This is a genomic window from Sphingomonas sp. 8AM, assembly GCF_902506455.1.
GTDB lineage: Bacteria > Pseudomonadota > Alphaproteobacteria > Sphingomonadales > Sphingomonadaceae > Sphingomonas.
The window spans coordinates 274,342-300,688 of sequence record NZ_LR733844.1 but is presented as its reverse complement, the minus strand read 5'-3'; the positions used below and the strand labels follow the sequence as shown (position 1 = coordinate 300,688).

The following is a 26,347-nucleotide window of genomic DNA, read 5'->3' as shown; positions in this document are numbered from 1 at the left end:
TCCGAGCCGGCTTCTTGCCCTGCATAACAGAGGGACTGTGGTTATGATGAAGACTTTATCACTGGCTGCCGCAGCATTGCTCGCGCCCGGGGTCGCGTCGGCGGCGACCATCTTCGGCGTAGATGAGAACAACCAGCTGGTCACCTTCAACAGTGCAGCGCCGGGGACGTTCACCTCGTCGGTGAAGATTACCGGGACCAGCAGCAGTATCGAGGCGCTCGACTTTCGCCCGCTTAACGGGATGCTTTACGGACTGGGCGTCGACCGGATCGTCTACACGATCAACGCGCTGACCGGTGTCGCCACCGCTGCCAGTGCGAAGCTTGGCGTCGAGGGGACCGTTTTCGGTTTCGACTTCAACCCGACGATTGATCGCGTTCGCGTCGTCAGCAACACCAACAACAATTACGTCTACAATCCGAACGACGGATCGTTGACCGGTTCGCCGACGACCAGCCCGCTTGGCTATGCGGCCGGCGACCCGAACGAAGGGCGCGATCCGGGCGTCAGCGGCGCCGCCTACACAACGTCGAGCTTCGGCGCGCCGGGCACTTCCACGCAGCTCTACGTGCTCGACACCGATCTCGACGTGCTCGCCAAGCAGAACAACAATGGCGGCGTGCTGACGACCGTCGGTGGGGTGGGCGTCGACCTCGGCTCGCGCACGAGCTTCGACATCGCCGGCAACGACGCTTTCGCGTTCAACGGGAAGTCACTGTACAGCGTCAACCTGTCGACCGGTGCGCTGTCGTCGCTGGGCAACACCTCACGCCAGCTCTTCGGGATCGCTGTCGCGCCCGTACCCGAGCCCGCAACCTGGGGCATGATGATCCTCGGCTTCGGGGTGATCGGCTACACGATGCGTCGCCGCCCACGGGCCCGCTTCACGCAGCAGATCGTCTGAAGCGGAAGCGCCGCGGTCAGCATTCGGCTGCGCCGCGGCGCTTCTGCCTTTCTCAGGCGAACCTTGCGCCCGCGGTGGCGCAGAACGCCACCAATCAGGCCGAAGCCCAGGATCATCGTCAGCCACGTCGGCGGTTCCGGCACGGCCGGGGGGGCGAAGGTGGCGTAGATCGCGGAGCTCGTCGCCCGATAGTCTGGCCTGGTCAGCACATCGAAGGAGATGTTCCAACCGATCGCATCGAAGGCGGCAAGATCCAGCGCGGTGACCTCCCCCATCTGGCCGTAACCGATCGTGGGATCCATGACGCCAAGTTGCGGACCGCTGATCGAGTCCTTCCAATGCGACGCCTGACCGCCGTCGCCATTATAGCCGCCGGTGGCGAAACCGTTGTCGAACAGCGCGGTCTTGCCGCCGTCAATCGAGAAGTAGCTTTCGGTCCCGACCGACAGATCGAGCACGCCATCACTGCCACGGAGCAGACCGGCCGAGTCCTTGCTATACCGGAACATGTCGAGCGCGCTGTAGATCGCCGCCTCGTTCACGCTGGACCCCAGCGTGCCCGCCTCTGCTCCATCCGGGTAGCTGTAATAATCGACAGTATCGACACCGGAAATGAAACCCAGCGCATGACCCATCTCATGGATCGCGGTGCCGAGGAAGTCGATGCAATTTGCCGAAATGCCGTCGATCGGATCGAAATCGAACGCGAACCTGTTGCTGAACGCCATCGCTCCGTCCAGCGCGGAAGTCAGCGCGTCGGTCGTACCCCCTATGGCTTTCACCAACGCCGTGTTCAGGGAAAGCGTCCGGCTGCTGACCGTGTCGCCCGCGATATAATCCACGTTCCGCGCATCGTCATTGCCATCGGCATTCAGTCCGGTGGAGATGAAACTCACTCCGCCCTCGGCATTCAGGGCCGGCAGGATCGCGGTACGATCCAGTGTCGAACTACTCCTGCTGTTGCCTACCGCGCCTTCCCAGTCGCGGACGTTGTAGTCAGTTACGGTTACGTCCGTCGCACCGAGCACCCCGTCGCCCAGATGGGAGAAGCCGACGCCCAGATTGATCGTGACATTGTTGGTCAGCACCGACCCCCAATAAGCGGCTGCGATGTTGAAGCCCTGTTCCGCACGCGAACCCGCAACGCCCCCGATGTCCACCAGGTTGATAGTCGCGGCCTCGCCGATTGTCGGCACCAGCGCTATCATTGCAGCACCACAGGCAAGCATCACACGTCGTATGTTCAGCCGCATCGCTGATCCCCTTTCCAAGTCCGGTTCGAACCGGACACCTTCGGTTGAATTCGTGATTGGAGGCTGGGGCCCCGGCACACCGATCAACACGTCGGACCAAAGAACCCGAATAGGATCCTTGGCATTTCCGACTGCCGGGCACCCATGCGCTTCGGTCAGAGATGTGCCGTCAAACCGGCACGGATCACGCGGCCCGTAACCGTGTAATAGGCCGGGAAGGTGTTCCAGAACCCGTTCCACACGGCGCCGGTTTCGAGCAGCGGCGGGTCCTTGTCGAACAGGTTCTGGACATTGACGCGCAGATCCAGAAAGCGGGTGACTCGTACGTTGGCAGACGCATCGAAATAGCTGTAGGCCGGGATGCGGCTAATCAGCGGAAACGGCACATCGACCGGTCGCGACACTGTGGTCAGCCTGACCGCATCGGTATAGCGCCATGTCAGCCCGATACCGCCACGATCCTGCGGCATCCGCCAGTGGAGGCCGACGACATGGCGCCATTTCGGCGTGGGACTGCCGCAGAGGAACCCGAAATAGCCCGAACAGGCCCGCATCGGGGTTCCCGGCGCGATCTGATAATCCTGGCGGGTCGCCAGCGAGCCGTTGAGGCTGACGGCGAACGAGCCGATTTCGCCGTGCACGCCGATCTTTTTGGGATCGAGTGCGTAGTTGAGCGCCAAATCCACACCGCGGCTGTGGACGTCGCCGCCATTGGTCCAGCGCGCGTCGATGTCCTTGAGGACGCCGGTCTTCGGATCGCGACGATAGAAGCTGCACCAGAACGAGACGCGTTGGGTGTAGCAGCCATCGAACGCCATTTCCCAGCGTGCGGACTCGAAGCCCTTCTCGACATGGATATCGTACAGGTCGACCGATCCCGTGAGGCCGGGGACGCCGGTGGGCTGCAACACCAGACCGAGCGTATAGCTACGGCCGCGCTCCGGCTGGAGGTTCGGATTGCCGCCGTAGATCAGCCGGCCCGGGCACGCGCCATTGCGGTCGCAGCCATGATAATCGGTCAGCGCCTCATATTGCTCGCGGGTCACGCCTCCGAACTGGCATTGCTCATAGGTATATCGCGTCTTGGTGCTCCCGTCGCGCGGCGGCGCGCACAGATCGAGCGCCATTGTATTGCCTTGATAGGTTTCGGCCTCCAGCCGTTCCAGCATAGCCACCCGCACCGCGCGGTTGACGCTGCCGCGCACACGTACCCCCTCGACGGGCGCATAGCTGCCCTCGATCTTCCAAGTCGGCACCAGCCGGTCGTAGGTGGTGTAGCGCGACAGGCGATAGCCACCATTGACGGACAGGGAGCGGACGAACGGCTTGTCCTCGATCAGCGGGGCGTCCAGCTCCCCGCCAATCTCGCGAACGCGCGCGCCGGCGGCATAGTCGTGCACGCCTTCCAGACCCTCCGTGCCGCCCGAATCGATATGGATGCGGCGCTGTTCGCCAATCAGCGCAAAACCGATGCCGCTCTGCGCCCACGGGCTTTTCAGGCCGTATTCCTCCAGCGTACCCGAGAGGACGCCGCTGATGATCTCGCTGTCGCGCTTGTCGTGGAAGACGCCGTTGGCGGTGAGCCAGTGCCAGACTTCCGGAGCCAAGGTTGCGGTTGACGAAAAGACGTCGACGGGCAGGCAGGTCGGATCGGTGCCGTCAATCTTCGACAGGCAGGTCGGCACGCCATTGACGTTCCGGACCTGCAACCCACGCGGCAATCTTTCGCCAGAGGTATAATCATTGACGTTGGTCAACTGATTCGAAAAGCTGTTGCGTGATCGCTGATACCCGACTTCGAAGCGGATCTTGTCGGTCACCGGTCCGGAGAGTTGCGCCGAACCGCGCCAGTCCGTCAGGGTCGGAACCAGGCTTTCCGGCATCGCGGGACGCCAGAATTGTAGTGAGACGGGATCGGAAAGAACCGGCTGACCCGCCGCCTCACCGCACAGCATTTCCGCCTGTTGCCGGCCGAGGAACGGGTTGTCGCAGGTGATCGAGGCTCCTTCTGCGAAGTAAGGGTAGTTGCTCTGGTCTTTCTGCGACCCCTGCCGAAAGTGCGTGCGCAGAAAGCTCGCGTCTAGCCGCAGCGATCCGGGGAGGTCGGCGGTGGCGAACGCGCCAGCAGTCACCGTCGTGTCGGCGCGTTGCAGATAATCGTGATTGGGGGTCCGGATCATGTCGTTCGGATCGTAGGTGCGCCAGGCGCGCGATCCGTCGCGCGCCAGCGCAAAGTCGGTCGCGTAGTTGCCAAGCGTGAATTGACCATAGCGTGAATAGTCCTGCAGGTTGCAGGACCAGTGATCGTTGCGGACCGGCTTGACCCCGGGCGGGTTCATCAACAGCGGACAGGCCACCGTGTCGATCGACGAGGCCCGGATCGGCTCGATATGGCTCCATTCGACGAAGCCGCTGATGTTGAGGCGTTTATCAAACAGATCGGTACCGGCGGCAAGCGAAGCATATTCGTCGCTCCGCCCGAAATAGTTGCGTGGCGGCAGGGCATAGCCTGCCTCTTTCGCTGCATCGAGGATCGCGCGATTGTCGTTGCGATGCTGGAACGCGTTGGTCTCCGCATCGAGGACGATGCCGTTGAAGCGGCGCTTGAGGACGTAATTGACCACGCCCGCGATCGCGTCCGAGCCGTAGACCGCGGAGGCGCCGCCCGTGAGAATGTCGATCCGTTCGACCAGCGCGCCGGGAATGATGCTCACGTCGTTATCGACACGCTGGCCGTTCAACAGGGTCAGCGTGCGCCCGGCGCCCAGCTTGCGCAGGTTGACCTCGGTGCGCTGCGTGACGCCGTTCCCCTGCAGCCCCAGCATCGGCGTGATCTGCGGCAGCTGTGATAGCGCATCCTCGATCCGGGCCAGACCTCGTTCCCGAAGATACGACTGATCAATCGTGGTGATCGGCGCATTGCTCTTCAGGTTCGGCCGAACGATTCGCGTGCCCGTTACGACGATGTCGGAGGTTGCGCGGTCAGCCTGCTCAGGGTTGTCGGGCGGTACGTCGGCATCAGCGCTGGTCGCGTTCTGGGACTGGCGTCTCGTTGAGATCTGCCGGTCGGCGATCACCGAGGACGCCGATGGGCTATTCGCCCCATCCGACCCCGACCGGGCTTGCGCTGACGAACTCGCGACGACCGCGGCGCCGCATAAAAGCAATGCTCTACAGTATATTGGCACAATTCCCCCCTTTTGCTTCCCGGGGGCGGATATTGCCAGCCAGTTTGTTCAACTGAATATGCTTTATCTTGTCTCAGCCAAACTATTCATTCATTATCGTCTGACTGTTGACAGGATAGGCATCGATCACGACGATGCCATCGGTCCGTTCATCCATGAGGCCGCTGCGCAACCCTATGTTATACAATGCATCACCGCAGCCCTTATTCCGCAACCCTCACGTTCCTGCGTTCATGAGCGAGTATGTACTGCCATCGATCCGATACCAGATGTCTTAAACCCGAAGCGCGTGAGAGTTGACACCCATTATCTATCGATGATGATCTGCCCCTGTTAGTCCGACAGGGGAATAAAGTGGGACGATCAAAACTTTTTGTCGGGGCAGCCATGCTGGCGTTGCTGACAAGCTGTGGGCCGGATAATGGCGATACAGCGCATACTCTCTCTGGCAGCAAGATGGGGGCGGCGCTCGGCGGCATCGCGCATCACACGTTGGATGAGGAGGTATCCTTTGGCTGCCAGGCACGCTCGAGCCGCTACCCGTGGGGCAAGGGCGAACTGAGAACTTGGACGCCGAACGTCGCGAGCGTTCCCGAACATCCGAACGCGTCCGCGGGCGCTCCCAACAGCCCGCCATTTCAGGGCCGCCTCATACAGGCTTATGGCGAGGATTACGGCCAGGCGCACCGATCCTTCATCGTCGAACAGGAGGATGGCTGCCGCCGGCAATATCTGGCCAGTTTCTTCTCCGATGACGACAACAGCTACATCCAGACGCAAATCGACCAGCATCCCGCCGCCATAGACCCGGCCACCTATGAGCGGGTCAATCTCGGGGGAGACGCGGACCAGCAGTCGGCGACCGCCGAACAACTCGCGAACGGCCAGCTTCACGTCTACGAGACGCAGCATTTCGCGCTCTGGTACGGCAATGGCCTGGACGACAGCTACGACTTCATGCGGACGATGGGCTGGGACAACCGCAGCCTGGAAACCGCGTTGCAGGAAACCGGCGAATGGCTCGAAAAAGCATGGGTCATCAGCCGCGACGTCATCAACGCGCCGATGCCCTTCGCGGACGCCGGCAAGAAGCAGAAGCTGAACATCGTCATCTGCGGCACCGGGCGTCCCGACGTTCCGGACGGGGACCATGGCGGCTGCGGTGCCAGTGTCTCCGGGCAGGTCATGTCGATCTCCGGCTGGGCGATGAAGAAGGGATCCCAGTCTCTCGCCCATGAATTCAGCCACCTGATCCAGTTCAGCGCAGGCAATTACCCAAGCTATGGGGGCAATATCGGGTTCGTGGAAACGGGTGCCAATTTCAATTCCTTCGTCATCAGCCCCAGCTTCAACTGGTACGACAATTATCTCAATCAGCTGGAATATGGACCGGCTTTCTCCCATCCGCGCTATGACCAGCATCCGTTCATGACCTATCTCTACGAGAACGACCGGACGCGCGATCTCGTGTGGAACGTCTGGAAGGCTTTGAAGTCAGCCAACGGCTGGAGTGCCCGTCCCCGCGATTATATCGACCAGGTCGTGGCATCGGGGCAGCGGAGCGGTTTCCTCCCGCTCGGCTACAAGTCCTTCGCGGAAGAAATGGGCTGGTACGGCGCCCGGCTGGTGGCGATGGACTTTTTCAACCAGCGCCTCCTGCTCGACGGGATGCGTCCGACCCAGACCACTTCGTCGATCGGGCATTTCCATACGCCACTCGCACGTTCCGGCGACGATCCCACCGTCTATACCGCGCCGGCCGAACGCTCGCTGCTCGAATGGGGCACCCACATCATTCCGCTGACGCCGGCCGGCGGACGCGTCACGGTCACGCTGACCGGTGGCACGACCCGCAATCAGGCCGCGTGGCGCTTCGCGTTGGTGACGGTTAAGCCCGGTGACGTCCCCGTCTATTCGGCGCTCGCCAAGGCGGAGGGGACGGGCAGCGGCGCGGCATCGCTCACGATCCCCGCTGGCGCCAAGGCCTATCTGGCCGTCACCGCGACGCCGTATAAGTATGAGAGCCTGCCAGACCAGCCGGCCGGGGAGCCAGCGGTGGGGACCCGCTTCCCTTATTCCGTTCGGATTGAGGGCGCGACGCCATGGATCGCAGCCGCCCGTTCCTGCGATCTCGACAGCGCTCCGGGCCTCTGGGCCGGGAACTGGAATCTGAACGGCAATGGTGGAGGCTGGTGGCCCTGCTGAGCTGCCCCCAATCGACGATGGAACAGACCAATTCTCTCCTCTCTCAAGGATGATCGACGATGAACACCTTCGTCAGGGCAGCTCTTGCATTCTCGACTCTTGTCCTCGCGCCTTCCACGCAGGCGGCGACTATCCTTATCGACGTGAACGATGCGCATGGTTATTCGGCAGTGGACTATTCGGATGAGAATACGACCATTGAAACCAAGCTTGATCCCTATAGCCGGATCAAGGGAATCAGCTATTCGGTGACATTAACATCGCCGACCGGGCTCGGAGGCGCCCTCATCTGGTTCGGCTCGACAAGCGATGCATTTGTGCAATTTAGGCCTGACCGCTCAAATGAAGAAATCGGTACGGCGATATATTCCGGCAGGATCGACTTGCGGGCCATCGACAGCGACTTCTGGCTTGAGGACGACGGTATTCTCAGGCTGCAATTCGCCGATAACTGGGCGGATTACTACAACACTGACCGCACGACGTATCACAGCGACTGGAAGGGCTGGTTCAACGTCGACTATGAAAGCCCTTCCGCCGTGCCCGAACCCGCAACATGGCTGACGATGGTGCTGGGCTTCGCGCTGGCCGGCGCAGCAATGCGCCGATACCGGCCAGCCTCGGGGAACCGACTGCGGCTCTGCTAAACACGACCTTCCCGCGAAGCATCGACCCTTCTTAAGGGGAGCCGCAGCTGCCTCGAGCGTAAGTCCTGACGCCCATCATTTCTCCCGATATGCCTTCCGCCTGGCGCCAAGGGCCTGGGAAGCGCCTGCTGACGATCGGTCGACAGGCCATTGTCGCTTGGATCCTTAACGCTTCCATCTGGCAAGCCGACTGGATTCTGGGTCGATCAGATAGCGCCGTCGTCTCATGTGGTTGCTTCAAAGGTTTGAAGAAGCAGAGCCGAACCGATCGCTCTGCCATCCTCCTATTGCGACACGGAAAGGACGGTGACTGATCTGGGTGGCAGGGTGACGGCGATCCTGCCCTGCTCCACGCGTGCGGTGATCGGCCGCGGCGCGACCATGTCCGGCCGGTCATAAGTGTTGATCGCATCGACCCGGTCGGCCGTCAGCACAGTGCCCGACGCAGCGCCGACACGAATACCATCGATCCGCGCGTCGATCGGGGCGGGTTGATCGGGATCGACATTCGTCAGCGCAAGCCAAAGCTTTCCGTCGGTGGCGCGCGCGGCGATCGCGTCGATGCGGGGCAGCGTGACGTCGCCGAGGCGGTAGGTACCGGCATCGAAGGTGATCGGCAGCCGCGTCGCATCCTGAAACGGCACATACATCCTGAATAGGTGATAGGTCGGCGTCAGCACCATCTTTGGCCCGTCGGTCAGGATCATCGCCTGCAACACGTTAACCATCTGCGCGATTGCGGTCATGCGGACGCGGTCGGCGTGGCGCGTAAACATGTTGAGATTGATCGATGCGATGATCGCGTCACGGATCGAATTCTGCTGGTGGAGGAAGCCGTCCCGGCTACCCGGCAGCTTTGCCAGCCAGACGCCCCATTCGTCGATGACCAGCGGCACCTTCTTCTCGGGATCGTATTTGTCCATGACCGCCGAATGGATGCGGATCATATCCTCCATCTTCAGCGTGTCCTTGACGAGCGTGGCATATTCGCGCTCGCCAAAGCCGGTGCTGGCAAATTTCGGCGGCCAGGCGACCCAAGTATATTGGTGCATCGATAGCCCCTCGATGCTCCACGCCCAATCGTGCCCCTTCCAGGCGCGCATCACCGCTTCGGTGTAGGCGGTGTCGGGGCCGCCCGGACCCACCGCGATGCGCCGCATCGGGTCGGACCCCGCTACCGATCCGCCCGCCGGATTGTCGGTGCCGTTCTGCTGGAGGTTCAGGTTGCGCGCGAAGCGGGCGTAACGCTTCATTTCGTCGACATAGTAATCCGGAGTATAGGCGCCGCCGCAGCTCCAGCTCTCGTTGCCGAGCCCCAGGAACTTCACGCGATAGGGCGCCCGATGACCGTTGGCGGCCCGCTCTGCGCCCGCCGTCGTGCCCGGATCGGCGGTCATATAGGCCATCCAGTCGGCGGCCTCCTTGACGCTGCCCGATCCCATGTTGACCGATAGATAGGCCTCCGACCCGATCTGGCCGATGAAGTCGAAAAATTCGTCGGTGCCGAAGTCGTTCTTCTCGAGCGCGTTGCCCCAGCTGCCGTTCACCGTGACAGCGCGTTTCGCGCGCGGACCGATGCCGTCCCGCCAGTGATATTCGTCAGCGAAGCAACCGCCGGGCCAGCGAACGCTCGGCACCTTGAGCGCCTTCAGCGCCGCCACGACATCGGTGCGGATGCCGCGGACGTTCGGGATCGGCGAATCCTCACCGACCCAGACCCCCCCGTAAATACCGGTCCCAAGATTCTCGGCGAACTGACCGAAGATGTTGCGATCGATCCGCGGACCGGTTCCGTCCGCGGCGACCGTCACCGTTACCGGTGCTTGCTGCGCCAGTGCCGCCGTGCAGACCGTCATCGCGGCGATCGCCGCTCCGCCAAAAAGCGCTCTCATGCCAACCTCTCCCCGCGCTTGCCGTTTGCAGCACTGAAGCCCTTGTTGAATAAAAACAGATACATGACAACGTCATGCTGCGCGGCAGACGCGGCGTCGGACAGTTCTCGGGGAAGGAGGTCTTGGATGCCCGCTACAGAGCTGCGCCGCGGACATCCTGAACGTCAATCACGTCGACCGCTTCGGTAGCATCGACATTTCGCGCGGAGCATAACGTGCGCCTTGCACACCGGACATCGCCGCGGCGATGCGGGCGCGATCGTCGCCGGTCAGCGTGATCGCGACTGCAGCAATGTTGTCGTCCAGATTGGCGATCTTGCGCGACCCCGGGATGGGGACGATGTCGTCGCCTTGCGCCAGCACCCAGGCGAGCGCCAGTTGGGCCGCCGTCACGCCCTTCTCCTCGGCAAGCTGGCGCAGCCGGTCGACCAGCTTCAGATTGGCGTCGAGATTGGCCTCCTCGAAGCGCGGAAGCGTGCTGCGGAAGTCGGCGGCGGCGAGATCGGCCTTGCTGCGGATCTTTCCCGACAGAAACCCACGGCCGAGCGGGCTGTACGGCACCAGCGCGATGCCGAGTTCGCGGCAGGTCGCGAGCATCTCGTCCTCGACATAACGTTCCCACAGTGAATATTCGCTCTGCAAGGCGGTGATCGGATGCACCGCGTGCGCACGACGGAGCTGGTCGGCGGTGACCTCCGACAGGCCAAGGAACCGCGCCTTGCCTGCGTGTACCAGTTCGGCCATCGCGCTGACCGTGTCCTCGATCGGCGTCGCGGGGTCGGGACGATGCAGATAGAACAGGTCGATCACCTCGGTGCCGAGCCGACGTAACGACCCCTCGATCGCACGACGCGCATTGTCCGGCGTTCCGTCCATACCGCGCATCCGCTCGAAGCCGGCCGCCCCCTCGGGCGCGATGTCGAAGCCGAACTTGGTCGCGATCACCACCTTGTCGCGGACCGCGCGCAACCCGCGGCCGACGATCTCCTCGTTCTCGTACGGCCCATAAACCTCGGCGGTGTCGAAGAAGGTGATGCCTCGCTCGACCGCATGATGCAGCGTGGCGATCGACGCCGCCGCCTCCTGTCCGCCATAGGCGGCGGTAAAGCCCATGCAACCGAGGCCGATCGCCGACACCTCAAGCTGACCCAATTTACGCATCTGCATCGTCATCGCTCCTCTGCCGATTACGACGGCCATATTGGCTGCCAAGATTGTGCGGACTAGACGGCCTTGATCGGACACTCCGTTCGACCGGGTGAGACAATGGACCGTGAGCGACTGGCCCGCCTCAGCATCTTCGCCGCCGTCGCACATGCCGGCGGCTTTCGCGCTGCGGCCCGAACACTGGGGATGTCGCCCTCGGCCGTGAGCCATGCCGTTGCCGAGCTGGAGGCGACGCTCGCGCTGCGGTTGCTCAATCGCTCGACCCGCAGCCTCGCGTTGACCGACGCGGGGCGCGCGCTGCTCGGCCGCGTCGCGCCCGCGCTCGGCGAGATCGAGGCTGCGGTTGCCGATGCCTGTGACAGCGATGCCGCGCCGGCCGGACCGGTACGCGTCACACTGACGCCGCTGTCGGCGCACGCGCTATTCGCGCCCCATCTTGCAAGGTTTGTCGAAACCTATCCCGGGATCACTCTCGATCTGGTGATCGACGACCGGTTCGTCGACACGGTCGCGGAGGGTTACGATCTGGGCGTGCGCCTCGGCGAGACCCTGCGGCCCGACATGATCGCAACGCGGATCGGCGGTCCGCTGCGGATGGCAGCGGTGGCGTCGCCGGCGTATCTTGCGCGGCACGGGCAACCGCGGACGCTCGAGGATCTCGCCGGTCACCGTTGCCTGCACCGCCGGCTCAGCGGGGGCGTCTATCGGTGGGAGGTGACGCGAAACGGTGACGATCTGGTGCTCGACGCGCTCCCGCAGACCCTGATCGTCAACGACGATGCATTGTTGCGGCGCGCCTTGTGCGACGGCGCGGGCATCGGATTCGCCATCGAGAGCGTAATGGCCGACGAACTGGCGGCGGGCCGGCTGGTCGAGCTGTTCCGCGACCATTGCCCGCCCTTCCCCGGCTTCTTCATCTATCACGCGAGCCGCCGGCAGGTGCGCCCGGCGGTGCGAGCGACGATCGACTTCTTCGTGGCTGCCAATCGCGGCATTGGAGAAGGAGAGCATTAATCCGGCGTGGTTCAGGCCGGAGCGTTGCGCATCAGCATCGTGAGAAGGACATGGCGGAACGCGACGATCGCCCCCGGTCACACGAGTACCGGATCGATCACTGCCGCCGTCTTCGTCGCGTGATCGCCCACAAAATAGCTGATCGTTTTCGTCCACTCATCGAAGAAGGGCTCGACGACGGCCTCATTACACATTGCCGCGGGAGCCAGACGCTTCGGTGCGCCATTGCGGATGGCCGCGTCGAAACGCTCCCCGCCACGCTCTGCCAACTTCACTGCAAGGATTGATGCAATGACGGTTGCGCCCCTTTCTCCCGCCGACACGCGCGCAGCGATCGAGGCCGGTGCCCGCCTGATCGATGTTCGCGGTCCCGACGAGCATGCGCGCGAGCGCACCTCCGGCGCAGTCAACGTGCCGCTCGACCAGTTTGCCGATCTGCCGCATGACGGGCGCACGGTCATCTTTCATTGCAAGTCCGGCATGCGCACCACCGCCAATGCGGCGCGGCGCGGCAGCGCGTGGCGCGCCCGTCCACATTCTCAAAGGCGGCATCGATGCTTGGCGGCAGGCCGGGCATCCCACCATCGTCGATCGGTCGAGGCCGCTGGAGATCATGCGGCAGGTGCAGATCATCGCGAGGGCGCTGGTATTGACCGGCGTACTCCTCAGTCGCTTTGTCGCCCCCGGCTTCCTCGGATACTCCGCCTTCATCGGTGCCGGGTTGATGTTTGCTGGCGTGACAGGGTGGTGCGGCATGGCCAACCTGCTGCGCTTCATGCCGTGGAACCAGCGTCCCGCGGCGTGAGGCTACGCAACCGCGCCGGTTCGGGTATCCGCTGCCGCGCCAGCCACTGCGTCGGTGTCAGCCCCAAGTCTGTCCGAAACGCGCGACGCAAGGCGGCAGCGTCGGGGAAGCCAGACTGGAGTGCCACATCGTCAAGCCCTCCCGCGCCAGCCGCCATCAACTCCTGCGCGCGCGCGAGCCGCACCTGCTTCAGCCAGTCGCCGAGGCTGCCGCCGGTGCGCGCGCGGATGTGGCGGGTCAGGCTGCGGCGGCTCAGCCCGGCACGGGCCGCCAGCGCGTCCAGCGACGGCGCGGAGCACGGATCCCCGCGCAAGGCTTCCAGCACTTCAGCCACCCGCCGGTCCGCGGAGGACCCCGGCATCGGTCTCGCGAGCAGTTGCGGTTGTTTGCCCATGCGTTGCGGCGCAACGACCAGATGCCGCGCCACGCGATGTGCCTCTTTCGCTCCGGAGAGCCGGCCGAGCAGGTGCAGGCAGCAATCGAGCCCTGCGGCGATACCGGCAGAGGTCAGCACCCGCCCCTCGTCAACGAATAGCGCTCCGGCATCAACGGTCACGCCGGGATAGCGCCGCGCGAAGGCATCCGCGCGCGCCCAGTGAGTGGTGGCGCGCCGCCCGTCGAGTAAGCCCGCCTCTGCCAGGCCAAACGCCCCGAGACACAGGCCGACAATGGTCGCACCGCGGCGCGCGGCGGTGCGCAGCGTGGCGACGAGCTCGGGAGACACCGGCTCGTCCGCATCGCGCCATCCCGGCAGGATCACGACGTCAGATTCCGGCGCCGCATCGAGCATTCCGGAGGCTTCGATGACCAGCCCGCCACTCGCCCGAAACCGGGGACGGGCTGCGCAGACATCAACCCGGTGCCCACTCACGAGGAACGGCTCTCCAAACACCGCCAGCGGGGTGGAAAGCATGAACGGACTGACCCCGTCATACGCGAGCACAGCGATGCGCATTGGCCCGATCTACCCGAAGATCGTCCGCCGGGCCACTCACCGACGTACGTCAAGGCTGATACCGGAGCATCAGGAGTGAGCTTGCATGACCCGGACCCTGATCGTCATCGACGTCCAGAACGACTATTTCGCGGGGGGTGCGCTGCCGCTGTGGCAGGCTGTGGAAACCGAGGCACGCATCGTCGCGGCGATCGGCGCGACGCGTGCAGCGGGTGACCGCGTGGTGCTCGTCCGGCACCTTTCGACCGCTCCGACTGGCCCGTTCCGTTCCGATAGCGCTGGCGTCGCGATCCGCACGGCGATCCTCGACGCGGCAGCCGGAGCGCCGGTCGTCACCAAGCGCTTCCCCGACGCGTTTCAGGAAACGGACCTTTCGTCCCATCTCGCCGGCACGCGCACGTTACTGATCGCGGGTATGATGACGCAGAATTGTGTCGTCTTTACCGCGCTGTCGAGGGCGGCCGATGCCGTGGGCGTGCAGGTCGCGAGCGATCTGTGCACGGCGCCTACCGAACTCGTCCACAACATCGCACTCCGGGCGCTCGCGTCGAAGGTCAGGCTACGGGAGGCCGCCGACATCTGGCGAGCGGACGATCGCTGACGTTCCAATGCTGCGGATCAGTTGGCGATCGCCAGTCGGATCGCCGCGACCTGCCGGGGAAAGCGCGCATTGTGGAGCTGGCGCAACCGCTCCATCTGCGCCAGCGACGCGGTCAAGACCGCTGCCGGAGCGAGTTCGTCGGCGCGGTGCATCGCGATCACCGCGTCGTCGGCCAGCGCTGCCAGCTCCGTCTCCGCGACCCCGTACAGCCCGTCGAGCACCTGCTCCTGCCCGTCGCCCATCGTCAGCGTCACCGATATCGGGCGCAGCAGCGTGCGCGACGCATAACTGTGCGCCAACGCCCGTCCCGCAGTGACGTCCGCCAGCGCTGCTTCCAGCGCGCGACGCCAATGGTCGGCGCGGCCCGCATCGAACAGTGGCTCGCCCGTATCGCCCACCGACTCATCCGCTTCGTCGACCGCCACACCGTCCGCTCCCGCCGCATCGAGCCGCAGCGCGGTCAGCCCCGCCGCGCGTGGCTGGCTGGTGGCATGATATCCCGATGGCGAGACGAAGAGATTGGCGGACTCGACCAGTCCGGTCAGCGCAACGATCTCAAACCGTCCGGTCTGCCCGTCCTTGGCGAGCAGCAGCGGCATATCCGCCGCCAGCAGCGCGATCTCGCTGCGTCCGACCGGCACCAGCCGCCGTTCCGCTGCGCCACGGGCACGGTCGAGACGCAGCGCGCCGTGGCGGGCCGGATCAAGCGCGCGCAGTCGGGTCATATCGCCTGCATTCCATGCTCGCGCACCGCGCGCAGCAGATCGCGATGCTTCGGCAGCCGTTGCAGCGCGTCGGCGCGGACCCGTTCGTTACGGGCAAGCCAGCGCTGCGCGAGCGCGGCGTCGGGAGTTGCATCGGGTCGCGGATAACGGGTCGGATAGTTCATGCCGTGCAGCACATATTGGTAGCTGGGCCAGCCGAACACCTCTCGCGCATGGTCGAAGTCGTTTGGTGCGGGCGGGTGGTCGCGCCACAGCGCCAGCCGCTCGGCCAGGCCGTCGGACCACGTCGCCGGATCGGCATGGTCGCGCCAGAAGTCGCTGTCGGTGCGCCGCGTGATCGCATAATGCAGCTTCAGGAACTCGATAATGCGCGCCCAGTGATGCGAAAAGGCCGCATTGAACTGGCGCGCGGCGGTCTCGATCGCGCCGCGCGTACGCGGCAGGCGGTCAGCGATCGCGTCCATCGACGCCTCGATCAGCATCAGCGCCGACGCCTCCAAGGGTTCGACGAACCCCGCCGACAGGCCGACAGCGACGCAATTGTTCTGCCAGAAGCGCGCGCGATGTCCGGCGTCGATTCGCAGAACCCGCGCCGACAATTGCTCCGCCGCCGGCCCGATATAGCGGCGCAACGTCGCCTCTGCCGCGTCGTCGCTCTGATGCGCGCTGCTGTAGACATGGCCGATCCCGCGCCGCGTCCATAGCCCGATGTCCCAGATCCAGCCGGCGGTCTGCGCGGTCGCGACGGTGTGACACGTCACCGGGTCGTCGGGATCATCATATGGCACCTGCATCGCGACCGCGCGGTCGGCGAACATCACGTCGCGGCACGAGCGGAACGGCACGTCATAGACGCCGCCGATCAGCAGAGCGGCAAAGCCCGAGCAATCGACGAACAGATCACCCGGGATCGACCGCCCATCCTCGAGCACCAACGAAGCGATGTCGCCGTTGTCGGCCATTTCGGCGCGCGTGATGTCACCGATGACATGCGTCACGCCCAGGTTCGTGGTGGCGTGGCGGTGCAACAACGTCGCGAACTTACCCGCGTCGAGATGATAGGCGTAATTCGCCTGGCCCGCATATTCGGGCATGGTGATCGCCTTGGGCGCCAGCCCGGCGTCGCACAGCGTCGCTTGGTAATCGACCCACTCCGCGAAATCCGTCCCGCCCGGCCGCCGCTGCCAATGAGGTGCGAGATCGACTTCCGTCGCACCCGCCGGCGGGTTGAGCGGGTGATAATAAGCGTCTTTCCGACTACCGTCCGCCCAGCCGACGAAGCGCGCACCCTGTTTGAAAGCGGCATCACACCCGCGCACGAACTCGGTTTCGGAAAGCCCGATCTTCGCGAGCGTGTTCCGCATCGTCGGCCATGTGCCCTCGCCCACGCCGACGGTAGGCACCTTGTCCGATTCCACGAGCGTCACTGTTACGTCGCTACCGCTGCGGCGCACCGCTGCGGCGAGACGACAGGCGGCAATCCAGCCCGCCGATCCCCCACCGACAACCACGACCCGCTGCACCGGAGTGTTGCTGCGGTTAGCGTTACCCATCGTCCTCTCCCTCGCCGCCCAACAGCCGCAATCGTTTGTTATCCATATTGCAAGCGTATGATTATATTACTAGTGTTCGGGATGAACCCGCAGAGTCAAGGCGGGGCGATATGGGAGGATTAAGATGACATCTCGGCACCGTGCCCGCGCTTTGTGGCATACCACGGCAGGTATGAGTTGCGCTATCGGCGCGCTGATCGTCTCTACGCCGGCGCTGGCGCAGGAAAGCGTGCCACCGCAAGGCACCGGTATCGCGGCGTCGAACGATCCCGCCGCCGACGACATCGTGGTCACCGGCATCCGCGCCAGCATCGCCTCATCTGCCGCGCAGAAGCGCGACTCATCGGGCATCCTCGATGCGATCTCTTCCGAAGACCTCGGCAAGTTTCCCGACGCCAACGTCGCCGAATCGCTACAGCGCATTCCGGGTGTCGCGATCGATCGCAGCAACGGCGAAGGTCAGTCGGTCACGGTTCGCGGTCTGGGACCGCAGTTCAATACCGTGCTGTTCAACGGCCGCAGCTTCGCCTCCGACAATTTCAACCGCTCCTTCTCCTTTGATCTTATTCCCGCCGAGCTCATCAGCGGCGCACAGGTCTACAAGAGCGCGCAGGCGCCGCTGCAGAGCGGCGGGATCGGCGCGACGATCAATATCCAGACGCCACGCCCGCTCGACCTGAAGGGCTTCAAGGGCATTTTCACCGCCAAGGCGCTGTACGAAAAGAACAGCGAGAAACTGACCCCGCAGCTGTTCGGCCTGTTGAGCGACACGTTCGCCGATGGCCGGCTGGGTCTGCTCGGCTCGATCTCGTATCAGAAGCGTATCGCGTCGGTCGACTCGGTCAGCAACGGCGGCTACCTGCCGAACACGACGGTCGGACCGACCAACGCCCCGCTATTCACCAACGTCTACGCACCGCGCAACCAGGACGTCGGCAATGCGCGCGACGTCCGCACCCGTCTGGGGGCGACGCTGGTCGCGCAATATGAGGCCAGCGACACGCTGACCTTCACGGTCGATGGCCTGTACAACAAGTTCAAGAGCGACTCGACGACGCGCGCGCTGGGCAGCTGGTTCGAGCCGTCGAGCTATACCGCCGCAGCGATCGACTCCAACCGCACGATCACTTCGCTGACCACCAACGGCAACGCCGACTTCATCTCGTCCGGCGCGGTCCGCGAGACGACGACGTGGGAAGCCGGCGGCAATGTCGAATGGAAGCCGAGCGACCAGTTCAAGATGACGCTCGACGCCAGCTGGTCCCGCGCGAAGAACGCCGGCGGCGGCAAGTCCTATTTCGCGGTGATCGGCACCCCGTCGACTTACAGCTTCCAGCAGGCGGAGGACGGCGGAATCGGCTCGACGTCGGGCTACGGCGCGGGCGTGCTGACCAACCCTGCACTGGGCCGCACCCACATCGCCGGCGTTAACGGCAACGACATCACCGAGAAGGTGACGGAATACCGCTGGAACAACGAGTTCAAGCCAGTCGACGGCGTCCTCAAGGCGTTCCGCTTCGGCCTGGCGCGCACCACGCGTGACAAGAACAACGTGCCGGTCACGTCGGCGGACGACGTCGGCTGCATCTATTGCGGTTATCCGACGCTCGCCGATCCGTCGTTGCTGTCGTCGTTCACGATGAACTCGCTCGGTGCGAAGAGTGGGTCGGTGCCGCTCACCTTCCTGACCTTCGATCCGCGCGCCTATCTGAACTTCCTGACCAGCGCGGCCGCCACCTCGGCGCTCGATACCGCCCAGAAACTCGCGCCGGGCACGACCGCGGCACGTTATGCGCGGGCCAATGGCTATGCGGCGACCCCGCAGCCCTCGGCGCGGGTCAAGGAGACGGTCTATGCCAGCTATGCCGACGCCGATTTCGAATCGAACATCGGCAGCATGCCGTTGTTCGTCAACGTCGGTGCGCGCTACGAATATACCGAGCTCAGCTCGTTCGGGCAGCAGCGGCAGCTGGTCGACCTGACGCCGACCGGCGGCAATCCGCCGACCGATCCGACGATCTATGTCGGAGTGTTCGACAGCACGTCCGGTCTGGCGGTGTCGCGCCAGTCTTCGTACAGCAACTTCCTGCCGAATGCGAACGTGCGGCTGAACCTGACACCGAAGCTGCAGGTGCGCGTCGCGGCGTACAAGACGCTGACGCGCCCGGCGATCGGCGATCTGGCGCCGACCTTCAACACCGATACGCTGCGACCGGCGACGCTGAGCGCCAGCGGCGGCAATACCGAGTTGAAGCCGTATCGCGCCAACAACGCCGATCTGTCGGTCGAATGGTATCCAACCCGAACGACGACGCTGTCGGCGGCGGTCTTCTACAAGAAGATCGACGACTTCATCGTCCAGAGCTTCGCGACCGAGCTCCTGCCGATCCGTAATGCAGGCAATGCGCAGGGTGTGACGCTGCCGGCCGGCGGTCTCATCACGCAGGTCGGCGGTCAGTTCTTCGGCGAATTCAGCGTGCGGCGTCCGCGCAATGCGCAATCGCTGGAGATCAAGGGTCTCGAGCTGAACCTGGTCCATACGTTCGACTGGTTGCCGGGCGTGCTGAGCGGCTTCGGCGTGCAGGCCAATGCGACCTTCGTCAGCACAAACCGCGATTTCGACGTCAACCAGACCGGTCAGTCGTTCGCGGCCGAGGGGATCGGCAATTCGCAAAACGGCACTGTGTTCTACGAGAAGTACGGCATCTCGGCGCGCCTCGCCTACAATCGCCGCGAGCGCTTCCTGCGCCAGCTGGCGGGCGGTTCGGGCAACGAGCCGATCTTCGTGCGCGATTACGGCCAGTTCGACGGCAGCGTCGCGGTCAACGTAACGCCGGCGGTGCAGGTGTTCGTGGAAGGCACCAATTTGTTCAACGCCAAGTATTTCCAGACCGGGCGCTTCGACAACCAGCTGCTGCAATACCAGAACTTCGGTCCCCGCTACGACGCGGGCGTCCGCTTCTCGTTCTGATCCCGCGCGGGCGGCGGTCGTACCGCCGCCCGTCCCTACAGCATGTACATGCCCGGGAGGCACACGGCGCAGCACAGCGCCGCATAGGCCAGAAAGCGCGGCCAGCCACAGGCCGGCGTCGCCAGCGCGCGCCACATCCCGTTCACGCCTGCACCGCCGCAACCGCGCGATGCGTCGCCCCGCCCGCCGGTGCCCGCACCGCCTCGCCGACCAGCAACATCGTCGGGTCGCGCTCGCCGATCGTCTCGACCAGGAACGCGAGCGACGACAATCGGCCGCGGATGATCCGCTCGCCAGGCAGCGAGGCATTGACCACCACCGTCACCGGTGTGTCCGCGCTGCGCCCTGCCGCGACCAGTTGCTGCGCCACCGTCGCCGCGGCGGCCCGCCCCATATAGACCGCCAGCGTCGCACCCTCCGTTGCGAGCCCTGCCCAGTCGAGATCGAGCGGTTCACCGGCGCGCGCATGCGCGGTGACAAAGGTCAGTCGTCGCGCTTGGCCGCGCAAGGTCAGCGCGGTGCCCGCCGCCGCGACCGCCGCGCTCGCCGCGGTGATCCCCGGGCAGATCCGCACGGCCACACCCGCCGCGCGGCACGCGGCGACCTCCTCGGCGGTGCGCCCGAAGATCGCCGGATCGCCGCCCTTCAACCGCACCACGCGCTGTCCGGCCAGTGCCGCCGCAACGATCAGCGCGTCGATCGACGCCTGATCCTTGGAGTGGCGACCCGAGCGCTTGCCGACGCTGATGCACTCTGCACCCGCTGCCGCGAGTTCGAGGACCGCCGGCCCGACCAACGCGTCGTAGTAGATCACGTCCGCCGTCGCGATCAGCCGCGCCGCCTTGCGCGTCAGCAGTTCGGGGTCACCGGGACCAGCGCCGACCAGCCACACGCTGGCGGGGGGAAAGTCGTCATGCGGCATCGGTCTTCTCCTCGGCGATCAGCCGCGCGAGCGCGGGGCGGCACGAGCCGCAATTGGTGCCGGCGCCGATCGCGACACCGACCGCGGCGACATCGGTCAGGCCTTGTTCGCGAATTGCGGCGACGATCGTGCGCATTCCGAGGTCTAGGCAGGCGCAGACGATCGCGCCGCGTTCGACTACGGCGCCGGGCGCGCGTCCCGCAAGCACGGTCGGTGCGGCGAGTGGCACGGACAATTGCTCGATCAGCCAGTTGCGCGCGGGCAATTCGCCGTTTTCCGTCAGGAACAATGCCGCGACGAGCCGACCGTCTGCCAGTACCGCGACGCGCCGCGTGCCGCGTGCCGGATCGATCGCATCGACGCGCTCGCCCGCGGGGAGCAGCGCGTCGAGCCCGTCCGGCGCGCGATCATCGGCCAGTTCCCACATCGTGCCCGCCGGCACCGCGACGCGTGTCGCCCACAAGACGTCGGGCCGCCGCGCCGGCTCGCCCGCGAACAGGGCGAAGCCGCGCCAGCGCGTTGCCACCGGCGCGATGCGGGCCGGGGTCGCCTTGAACCCCGGCTGCCCCGAATGCGGGTCGGCGAGCGGGCGCGGGAGCAGTCCGGTACGGCCACCGATCGACGTGCGATCGGTCCAGTGGATCGGTACGAACAGCTCGCCCGCGCGCTGCGTCGTGACGATGCTGGCGCGGTAAAGGCTTTCACCCTGCGGGGTCGCGACCCGCGCCAGCGCGCCATCGGCGATGCCGTAGCGCGCGGCATCGTCGGGGTGGACCTCGACCAGCGGCTCGGCCCGATGCCGCGCCAGCCGCGGCGCGAGCCCGGTGCGCGTCATCGTATGCCAATGGTCGCGATAGCGCCCGGTGTTGAGCGTCAGCGGCCATTTCGGCAGCGGCGCGGCGAGCGGCTTCTGCACCACCGGCACCAGCCGTGCGCGTCCGTCAGGAGTCGAAAAGCGCCCGTCGGCGAACGGCGTCCCGCCCCAGCGGAACGGTGCGAGATCGTCGTAGCCGGCATTGCCGCCGCCGCTGGCGGGCAGCGTCAACACGCGCGCGCCGTCGTTCTCGTAACGCGACAGCCGCACATGCTCGCGCCAGATGTCGGCCGGGCGGTCGTACGCGAAGGCCGACTTCCATCCCATCCGGCGCCCGACCTGAGAAACGATCCACCAGTCTGGCTGCACCTCGCCCGGCAGTGAGAACAGCGCGCGCTGGCGGCTGACCATCCGCTCCGAATTGGTGACGGTGCCGTCCTTCTCGCCCCACGCTGCGGCGGGCAGGCGGACATGCGCGAACGCACCCGTATCGGTGTCCGCCATCACGTCCGAGACCACCACGAACCGGCACGCGGCCAGCGCCTCGCGCACGCGCCCGGCATCGGGCATCGACACCGCCGGATTGGTCGCCATGACCCACAGCGCCTTGATCCGCCCCTCGCCGATCGCGCGGAACAGGTCGACGGCCTTCAGCCCCGGCTTGCGCGCGATCGTCGGCGACGCCCAGAAGCGCTGCACCACCTCCCGGTTTTCGGGCGCGAAATCGCGATGCGCCGCCAGCGTCGTCGCCAGCCCGCCGACCTCGCGTCCGCCCATCGCGTTGGGCTGACCGGTGATCGAGAACGGCGCGGCGCCGGGCTTGCCGATCCGCCCGGTGGCGAGGTGGAGGTTGAGGATCGCGTTCACCTGATCGGTGCCGGCCAGCGACTGGTTCACGCCTTGGCTGAACAGGGTCACGGTGCGCGGCGTCGCGGCCAGCAACTCGTAGAAGCGCCGCAGCTCGCCCGCCGGCACGTCGCAGGTGCGCGCCACCGACCACAGGTCATGCCCCTCGCCCAGCGCCGCCCAGAAATCGTCCGGCACCGCGACGTGATCGGCGAGGTAACGTTCGTCGACGGCCCCGGAGTCGCGACACCATGCCAGCGCGCCGTTCATCAGCGCCACGTCGCTGCCGGGCCGGATCGCGAGATGCAGGTCGGCTTCTTCGGCGGTTTCGGTGCGGCGCGGGTCGATCACCACCATCGTCGCACCCGCCGCACAGCGCGCACGGATCCGTTGGTAGACGATCGGGTGGCACCAGGCGGTGTTCGACCCGACCAGCACGATCAAATCGGCGGCGTCGATATCGTCATAGCTGGCGGGCACCACGTCCTCGCCGAACGCGCGCATGTGCCCGGCCACCGCGCTCGACATGCACAGCCGCGAATTGGTGTCGATGTTCGCGCTGCCGATGAAGCCCTTCATCAGCTTGTTTGCGACGTAATAGTCCTCGGTGAGCAATTGGCCGGAGACGTAGAAGGCGACGCTGTCGGGGCCGTGCTGTGCGATCGTGTCGCGGAAGCGCTTTGCGACGAGGTCGAGCGCCTTGTCCCATGTCGCGCGGCGCTGGCCGATCATCGGGTGGAGCAGGCGCCCATCCAGCCCGACCGTCTCGCCGAGATGCGTGCCCTTGGAGCAGAGCCGGCCGTGGTTGGCGGGGTGATCGGGGTCGCCCTGAATGCGGACGCTGCGCTCGCCGGTCGGGGTGGCGAGGATGCCGCAGCCGACGCCGCAATAGGCGCAGGTGGTGCGGATCACTGCTCCCCCTCCCTCTCAGGGAGGGGGCTGGGGGAGGGTCGCGTGCTCGTGATCCGGAGGTATCCGAGGGTCGGGGGCGCCGTATCGCAAACGGCCACCCGCCCCCGGCCCCTCCCTTGCAGGGAGGGGAGCATCACGCCGCCGCCTTCAGCGTGCTCGCGCGGCAGATCAGCACGCGGCCCGCGGTCACCTTCACCGGCACCACCGGGGTACAGCCGCGATCCTCGCCCAGCGCCTCCCCGGTCGAGAGCGAGATCCGCCAATTGTGCAGCGGACACGCCACCGCGCCGCCATGCACGATTCCCTGCGACAGCCGCCCGTGCTTGTGCGGGCAGCGATCGAGCAGCGCGAAGACCTGGTTCTCGCCGGTGCGGAACACCGCGATATCGTCGCCGCCCGCGACCTGCACCGTACGGCTGCCGCGCAGCGGGATTTCGTCCACGCGGCCGATGTCGAGCCACTCGCCGATCATGCCATTTCCTCCTGCGGCTGGAAGCGCGCCATCGGCGCATGATGCTCGCGCTCGGCGCCCGCGACGCGCTGCGCCCACGGATCATCCTGCGAGAAGCGCTGCGAATGGAAGAACCGCACCGCCAAACCTGCGCGCGCCTCCGCATCGGGCAGCAGCCGCGACTGGAGGTAGGCCAGCCCGACGCGCTCGATCCACGGCGCGGTGCGCTCCAGATAGCGCGCCTCCTCGCGGTAAAGCTGGATGAAGGCGGCGCACATCTCGATCGCCTCCGCCTCGGTCGCGACCTTGCACAACAGGTCGGTGGCGCGGACCTTGATCCCGCCATTGCCGCCGACATGCAGTTCGTAGCCGCTGTCGACGCAGACGATCCCGAAGTCCTTGATCGTCGCCTCGGCGCAATTGCGTGGGCAGCCGCTGACCGCGATCTTGAACTTGTGTGGCATCCACGACCCCCAGGTCGCGCGCTCGATCTTGACGCCGAGTCCGGTCGAATCCTGCGTGCCGAACCGGCACCATTCGCTGCCGACGCAGGTCTTCACGGTGCGCAGCGATTTGCCATAGGCATGGCCGCTGACCATCCCGGCGGCGTTGAGGTCCGCCCACACGGCGGGCAGGTCCTCCTTCTTGATCCCGAAGATATCGAGCCGCTGCCCGCCGGTTACCTTGACCATCGGCGCGTTGAACTTCTCGACCACGTCGGCGATCGCGCGCAGTTCCTTGGGGCTGGTCAGCCCGCCCCACATGCGCGGCACCACCGAATAGGTGCCGTCCTTCTGGATGTTGGCGTGCATCCGCTCGTTGACGAAGCGGCTCTGCTGGTCGTCGACATAGTCGCCGGGCAGCGCGCAGAGCAGATAGTAATTGAGCGCCGGGCGGCACGACGAACAGCCGTCCGGGGTCGACCAGTGCAGCTTCTGCATCACCTCGGGGATCGCGCGCATCCCCTGCGCGACGATCTCGCGGCGCACGTCGTCGTGACCGAACGTGGTGCATTTGCACATCGTCTTCGGGCCGGCCTCGACCTCGCCGCCGAGCCGCAGCGCGAGCAAGCTCTCGACGATCCCGGTGCACGACCCGCAACTCGCCGAGGCCTTGCACCCCGAGCGCACCGCATCGAGGCTGTGCGCGCCGCCGTCGATGCACGCCAGCACCTTGCCCTTGGACACGCCGTTGCAGCCGCAGATTTCCGCCTCGTCGGAAAGCGCCGCAACGGCCGCCTTAGGGTCCGCCTGCCCCCCTCCCGAGGCGAAGGCTTGCCCGAAGATCAGCGCGTCGCGGATGGACGCGATATCCTCGCCCTTCTTGAGCAGGTCGAAATACCAATTGCCGTCGGCGGTATCGCCGTAAAGCACCGCGCCGACGATCCGGTCGCCGCGCACCACGACGCGCTTGTAGATGCCGCGGCTGGCGTCGCGCAGCACGATGTCCTCCGCGCCGTCGCCGCCCGAGAAATCGCCCGCCGAGAAGACGTCGAGTCCGGCGACCTTCAGCTTGGTCGCGGTCGGCGCGGGGCGATAGCCGCTGGGCTGCTCGACCAGCCCGTCCGCCAGCGCGCGGCACATGTCCCATAGCGGCGCGACGAGGCCGTAGACCTGTCCGTCATGCTCGACGCATTCGCCGACCGCGAGCACGTTCGGATCGGAGGTGACCATATGGTCGTCCACCCTGATCCCGCGCCCGACGTCGAGCCCGGCGCCCCGCGCCAGCGCCACCGACGGACGGATGCCGACCGCCATCACCACCAGATCAGCGGGCAGTTCGGTGCCGTCCTTCAGCAGCACGCCGGTGACATGCGTGTCGCCGAGGATCGCGGCGGTGTCCGCGCCGGTCATGATCGTCTGCCCGCGCGCCTCCAACGCGGTGCGCAGTAACCACGCCGCCGCCTCGTCGAGCTGCCGTTCGAGCAGCGTGGGCATCAGGTGCAGCACCGTGACGTTCATGCCGCGCAGCGACAGGCCGTGCGCGGCTTCGAGCCCGAGCAACCCGCCGCCGATCACCACCGCGCGCCCGCCCTTTTCGGCGGCGGTCAACATCGCGCCGACATCGTTCATGTCGCGGAAGCCGATCACGCCCGGCAGGTCCTTGCCCGGCACCGGGATGATGAACGGATCGGAGCCGGTCGCGATCAGCAGCCGGTCATAGGGCATCACGATCCCGCCGCGCGTCGTGACGGTGCGCGCGGCGCGGTCGATCGCGATCACCGGATCGCCGCTCAGCAAGGTGATGCCGTTGTCGGCGTACCAATCGTGGCCGTTGATGACGATCTCGTCGAAGGTTTTCTCGCCCGCCAGCACCGGCGACAGCATGATGCGGTTGTAGTTCACGTGCTGCTCGGCACCGACGATCGTCACGCGGTAGCGGGTCGGATCGCGCGCGAGCAGTTCCTCGACCGCGCGGCACCCGGCCATGCCGTTGCCGATCACGATCATGTGCGGCCGGCTGTCGCTCGGCGGGGTGCGGATGGGTTCGTGTTTCATGATGATGTCCTGTCCGAGTCCGGT

At 65.6% G+C, this 26,347-nt stretch carries 20 protein-coding genes and 1 pseudogene; 9 read left to right on the top strand and 12 right to left on the bottom strand.

The window, feature by feature from the left end:
• Positions 1-46 precede the first annotated feature (46 nt).
• Complete coding sequence (locus BACI71_RS01520) at positions 47-904, top strand: DUF4394 domain-containing protein (protein WP_159754113.1); 858 nt, start codon at positions 47-49, stop codon at positions 902-904.
• Here BACI71_RS01520 and BACI71_RS01515 read toward each other — a convergent pair.
• The gene (locus BACI71_RS01515; protein WP_236552763.1) at positions 853-2,157 is read right to left on the bottom strand and encodes an NF038122 family metalloprotease; all 1,305 of its coding nucleotides are present in this window, start codon (positions 2,155-2,157) and stop codon (positions 853-855) included. The genes BACI71_RS01520 and BACI71_RS01515 overlap by 52 nt on opposite strands.
• A 155-nt stretch (positions 2,158-2,312) precedes the next feature.
• The gene (locus BACI71_RS01510; protein ID WP_236553047.1) at positions 2,313-5,030 is read right to left on the bottom strand and encodes a TonB-dependent receptor domain-containing protein; all 2,718 of its coding nucleotides are present in this window, start codon (positions 5,028-5,030) and stop codon (positions 2,313-2,315) included.
• A gap of 31 nt (positions 5,031-5,061) precedes the next feature.
• Between BACI71_RS01510 and BACI71_RS17790 the strand changes: the two genes are divergently transcribed.
• Genes BACI71_RS17790 through BACI71_RS01500 form a run of 3 tightly spaced genes read left to right on the top strand, consistent with a single transcriptional unit; the run spans position 5,062 to position 8,197 of the window.
• Entirely contained in the window at positions 5,062-5,682 is a 621-nt protein-coding gene (locus BACI71_RS17790) for a hypothetical protein (RefSeq protein ID WP_236553090.1), read from the top strand.
• A 50-nt stretch (positions 5,683-5,732) separates the two neighbouring features.
• Entirely contained in the window at positions 5,733-7,550 is a 1,818-nt protein-coding gene (locus BACI71_RS01505; protein ID WP_159754107.1) for a DUF6055 domain-containing protein, read from the top strand.
• A gap of 59 nt (positions 7,551-7,609) precedes the next feature.
• Positions 7,610-8,197 carry a PEPxxWA-CTERM sorting domain-containing protein gene (locus BACI71_RS01500; RefSeq protein WP_159754104.1) on the top strand — a complete coding sequence of 196 codons (588 nt, stop codon included), beginning with the start codon at positions 7,610-7,612 and terminating at the stop codon, positions 8,195-8,197.
• Between the two features lie 284 nt (positions 8,198-8,481).
• On the opposite strand, the gene BACI71_RS01495 is transcribed toward BACI71_RS01500, so the two are convergent.
• Complete coding sequence (locus tag BACI71_RS01495) at positions 8,482-10,089, bottom strand: alpha-N-arabinofuranosidase (protein WP_159754101.1); 1,608 nt, start codon at positions 10,087-10,089, stop codon at positions 8,482-8,484.
• Positions 10,090-10,257: 168 nt separating this feature from the next.
• Positions 10,258-11,256, bottom strand: a complete 999-nt coding sequence (locus BACI71_RS01490; protein WP_159760732.1) for an aldo/keto reductase — start codon at positions 11,254-11,256, stop codon at positions 10,258-10,260.
• Between the two features lie 99 nt (positions 11,257-11,355).
• Here BACI71_RS01490 and BACI71_RS01485 point away from each other — a divergent pair, with 99 nt between their 5' ends.
• A complete protein-coding gene (locus tag BACI71_RS01485; protein WP_159754098.1) occupies positions 11,356-12,270 on the top strand; it encodes a LysR family transcriptional regulator in 915 nt (304 codons plus the stop codon).
• Between the two features lie 77 nt (positions 12,271-12,347).
• Here the strand turns inward: BACI71_RS01485 and BACI71_RS17785 are convergent, their stop codons facing one another.
• Positions 12,348-12,545 carry a hypothetical protein gene (locus BACI71_RS17785; protein WP_236552761.1) on the bottom strand — a complete coding sequence of 66 codons (198 nt, stop codon included), beginning with the start codon at positions 12,543-12,545 and terminating at the stop codon, positions 12,348-12,350.
• Between BACI71_RS17785 and BACI71_RS18110 the strand changes: the two are divergent.
• Positions 12,502-12,711, top strand: a pseudogene (locus BACI71_RS18110) (hypothetical protein); the annotation flags it as partial. The gene BACI71_RS17785 and the pseudogene BACI71_RS18110 sit on opposite strands and share 44 nt — an antisense overlap.
• A gap of 55 nt (positions 12,712-12,766) precedes the next feature.
• A complete protein-coding gene (locus BACI71_RS18105; RefSeq protein WP_328803973.1) occupies positions 12,767-13,075 on the top strand; it encodes a YgaP family membrane protein in 309 nt (102 codons plus the stop codon).
• Here BACI71_RS18105 and BACI71_RS01470 read toward each other — a convergent pair.
• A complete protein-coding gene (locus BACI71_RS01470; RefSeq protein WP_159754095.1) occupies positions 13,044-14,030 on the bottom strand; it encodes a GlxA family transcriptional regulator in 987 nt (328 codons plus the stop codon). The two genes, BACI71_RS18105 and BACI71_RS01470, sit on opposite strands and share 32 nt — an antisense overlap.
• Before the next feature lie 85 nt (positions 14,031-14,115).
• On the opposite strand from BACI71_RS01470, the gene BACI71_RS01465 reads away from it, so the two are divergent.
• Complete coding sequence (locus tag BACI71_RS01465; RefSeq protein WP_159754092.1) at positions 14,116-14,631, top strand: isochorismatase family protein; 516 nt, start codon at positions 14,116-14,118, stop codon at positions 14,629-14,631.
• A gap of 17 nt (positions 14,632-14,648) precedes the next feature.
• Here BACI71_RS01465 and BACI71_RS01460 read toward each other — a convergent pair whose 3' ends face one another.
• Both BACI71_RS01460 and BACI71_RS01455 read right to left on the bottom strand, forming a co-directional pair.
• Entirely contained in the window at positions 14,649-15,356 is a 708-nt protein-coding gene (locus tag BACI71_RS01460; protein ID WP_159754089.1) for a SapC family protein, read from the bottom strand.
• Complete coding sequence (locus BACI71_RS01455; RefSeq protein ID WP_159754086.1) at positions 15,353-16,909, bottom strand: tryptophan halogenase family protein; 1,557 nt, start codon at positions 16,907-16,909, stop codon at positions 15,353-15,355. Before BACI71_RS01455 ends, BACI71_RS01460 begins: the two co-directional genes overlap by 4 nt.
• Positions 16,910-17,081: 172 nt before the next feature.
• Here BACI71_RS01455 and BACI71_RS01450 point away from each other — a divergent pair, with 172 nt between their 5' ends.
• The gene (locus BACI71_RS01450) at positions 17,082-19,880 is read left to right on the top strand and encodes a TonB-dependent receptor (protein WP_159754083.1); all 2,799 of its coding nucleotides are present in this window, start codon (positions 17,082-17,084) and stop codon (positions 19,878-19,880) included.
• A gap of 142 nt (positions 19,881-20,022) precedes the next feature.
• Here BACI71_RS01450 and cobA read toward each other — a convergent pair whose 3' ends face one another.
• The 4 genes from cobA to nirB form a co-directional block, all read right to left on the bottom strand.
• On the bottom strand, positions 20,023-20,802 hold the full coding sequence (cobA, locus tag BACI71_RS01445) for a uroporphyrinogen-III C-methyltransferase (protein WP_159754080.1): 780 nt from the start codon (positions 20,800-20,802) through the stop codon (positions 20,023-20,025).
• Positions 20,792-23,374: a nitrate reductase gene (locus tag BACI71_RS01440; RefSeq protein ID WP_159754077.1), complete on the bottom strand. Its 2,583-nt coding sequence runs from the start codon at positions 23,372-23,374 to the stop codon at positions 20,792-20,794. Before BACI71_RS01440 ends, cobA begins: the two co-directional genes overlap by 11 nt.
• Positions 23,375-23,507: 133 nt before the next feature.
• Complete coding sequence (nirD, locus tag BACI71_RS01435) at positions 23,508-23,846, bottom strand: nitrite reductase small subunit NirD (protein ID WP_159754074.1); 339 nt, start codon at positions 23,844-23,846, stop codon at positions 23,508-23,510.
• Positions 23,843-26,323: a nitrite reductase large subunit NirB gene (gene nirB, locus BACI71_RS01430; protein WP_159754071.1), complete on the bottom strand. Its 2,481-nt coding sequence runs from the start codon at positions 26,321-26,323 to the stop codon at positions 23,843-23,845. The genes nirD and nirB overlap by 4 nt, the downstream gene beginning before the upstream one ends.
• Positions 26,324-26,347: the final 24 nt, after the last annotated feature.

Excerpts from the sequence above, each read along its gene's own strand:
- BACI71_RS01455 (WP_159754086.1), bottom strand. The coding sequence starts at position 16,909 with ATGGGTAACGCTAACCGCAGCAACACTCCGGTGCAGCGGGTCGTGGTT.
- BACI71_RS01450 (WP_159754083.1), top strand. The coding sequence starts at position 17,082 with ATGAGTTGCGCTATCGGCGCGCTGATCGTCTCTACGCCGGCGCTGGCG.
- BACI71_RS01500 (WP_159754104.1), top strand. The coding sequence starts at position 7,610 with ATGAACACCTTCGTCAGGGCAGCTCTTGCATTCTCGACTCTTGTCCTC.
- BACI71_RS01465 (WP_159754092.1), top strand. The coding sequence starts at position 14,116 with ATGACCCGGACCCTGATCGTCATCGACGTCCAGAACGACTATTTCGCG.
- BACI71_RS01505 (WP_159754107.1), top strand. The coding sequence starts at position 5,733 with ATGCTGGCGTTGCTGACAAGCTGTGGGCCGGATAATGGCGATACAGCG.
- nirB (WP_159754071.1), bottom strand. The coding sequence starts at position 26,323 with ATGAAACACGAACCCATCCGCACCCCGCCGAGCGACAGCCGGCCGCAC.
- BACI71_RS01490 (WP_159760732.1), bottom strand. The coding sequence starts at position 11,256 with ATGCAGATGCGTAAATTGGGTCAGCTTGAGGTGTCGGCGATCGGCCTC.
- nirD (WP_159754074.1), bottom strand. The coding sequence starts at position 23,846 with ATGATCGGCGAGTGGCTCGACATCGGCCGCGTGGACGAAATCCCGCTG.
- BACI71_RS01485 (WP_159754098.1), top strand. The coding sequence starts at position 11,356 with ATGGACCGTGAGCGACTGGCCCGCCTCAGCATCTTCGCCGCCGTCGCA.
- BACI71_RS01495 (WP_159754101.1), bottom strand. The coding sequence starts at position 10,089 with ATGAGAGCGCTTTTTGGCGGAGCGGCGATCGCCGCGATGACGGTCTGC.
- BACI71_RS01470 (WP_159754095.1), bottom strand. The coding sequence starts at position 14,030 with ATGCGCATCGCTGTGCTCGCGTATGACGGGGTCAGTCCGTTCATGCTT.
- BACI71_RS01515 (WP_236552763.1), bottom strand. The coding sequence starts at position 2,157 with ATGCGGCTGAACATACGACGTGTGATGCTTGCCTGTGGTGCTGCAATG.
- cobA (WP_159754080.1), bottom strand. The coding sequence starts at position 20,802 with ATGCCGCATGACGACTTTCCCCCCGCCAGCGTGTGGCTGGTCGGCGCT.
- BACI71_RS01520 (WP_159754113.1), top strand. The coding sequence starts at position 47 with ATGAAGACTTTATCACTGGCTGCCGCAGCATTGCTCGCGCCCGGGGTC.
- BACI71_RS01460 (WP_159754089.1), bottom strand. The coding sequence starts at position 15,356 with ATGACCCGACTGCGCGCGCTTGATCCGGCCCGCCACGGCGCGCTGCGT.
- BACI71_RS18105 (WP_328803973.1), top strand. The coding sequence starts at position 12,767 with ATGCGGCGCGGCGCGGCAGCGCGTGGCGCGCCCGTCCACATTCTCAAA.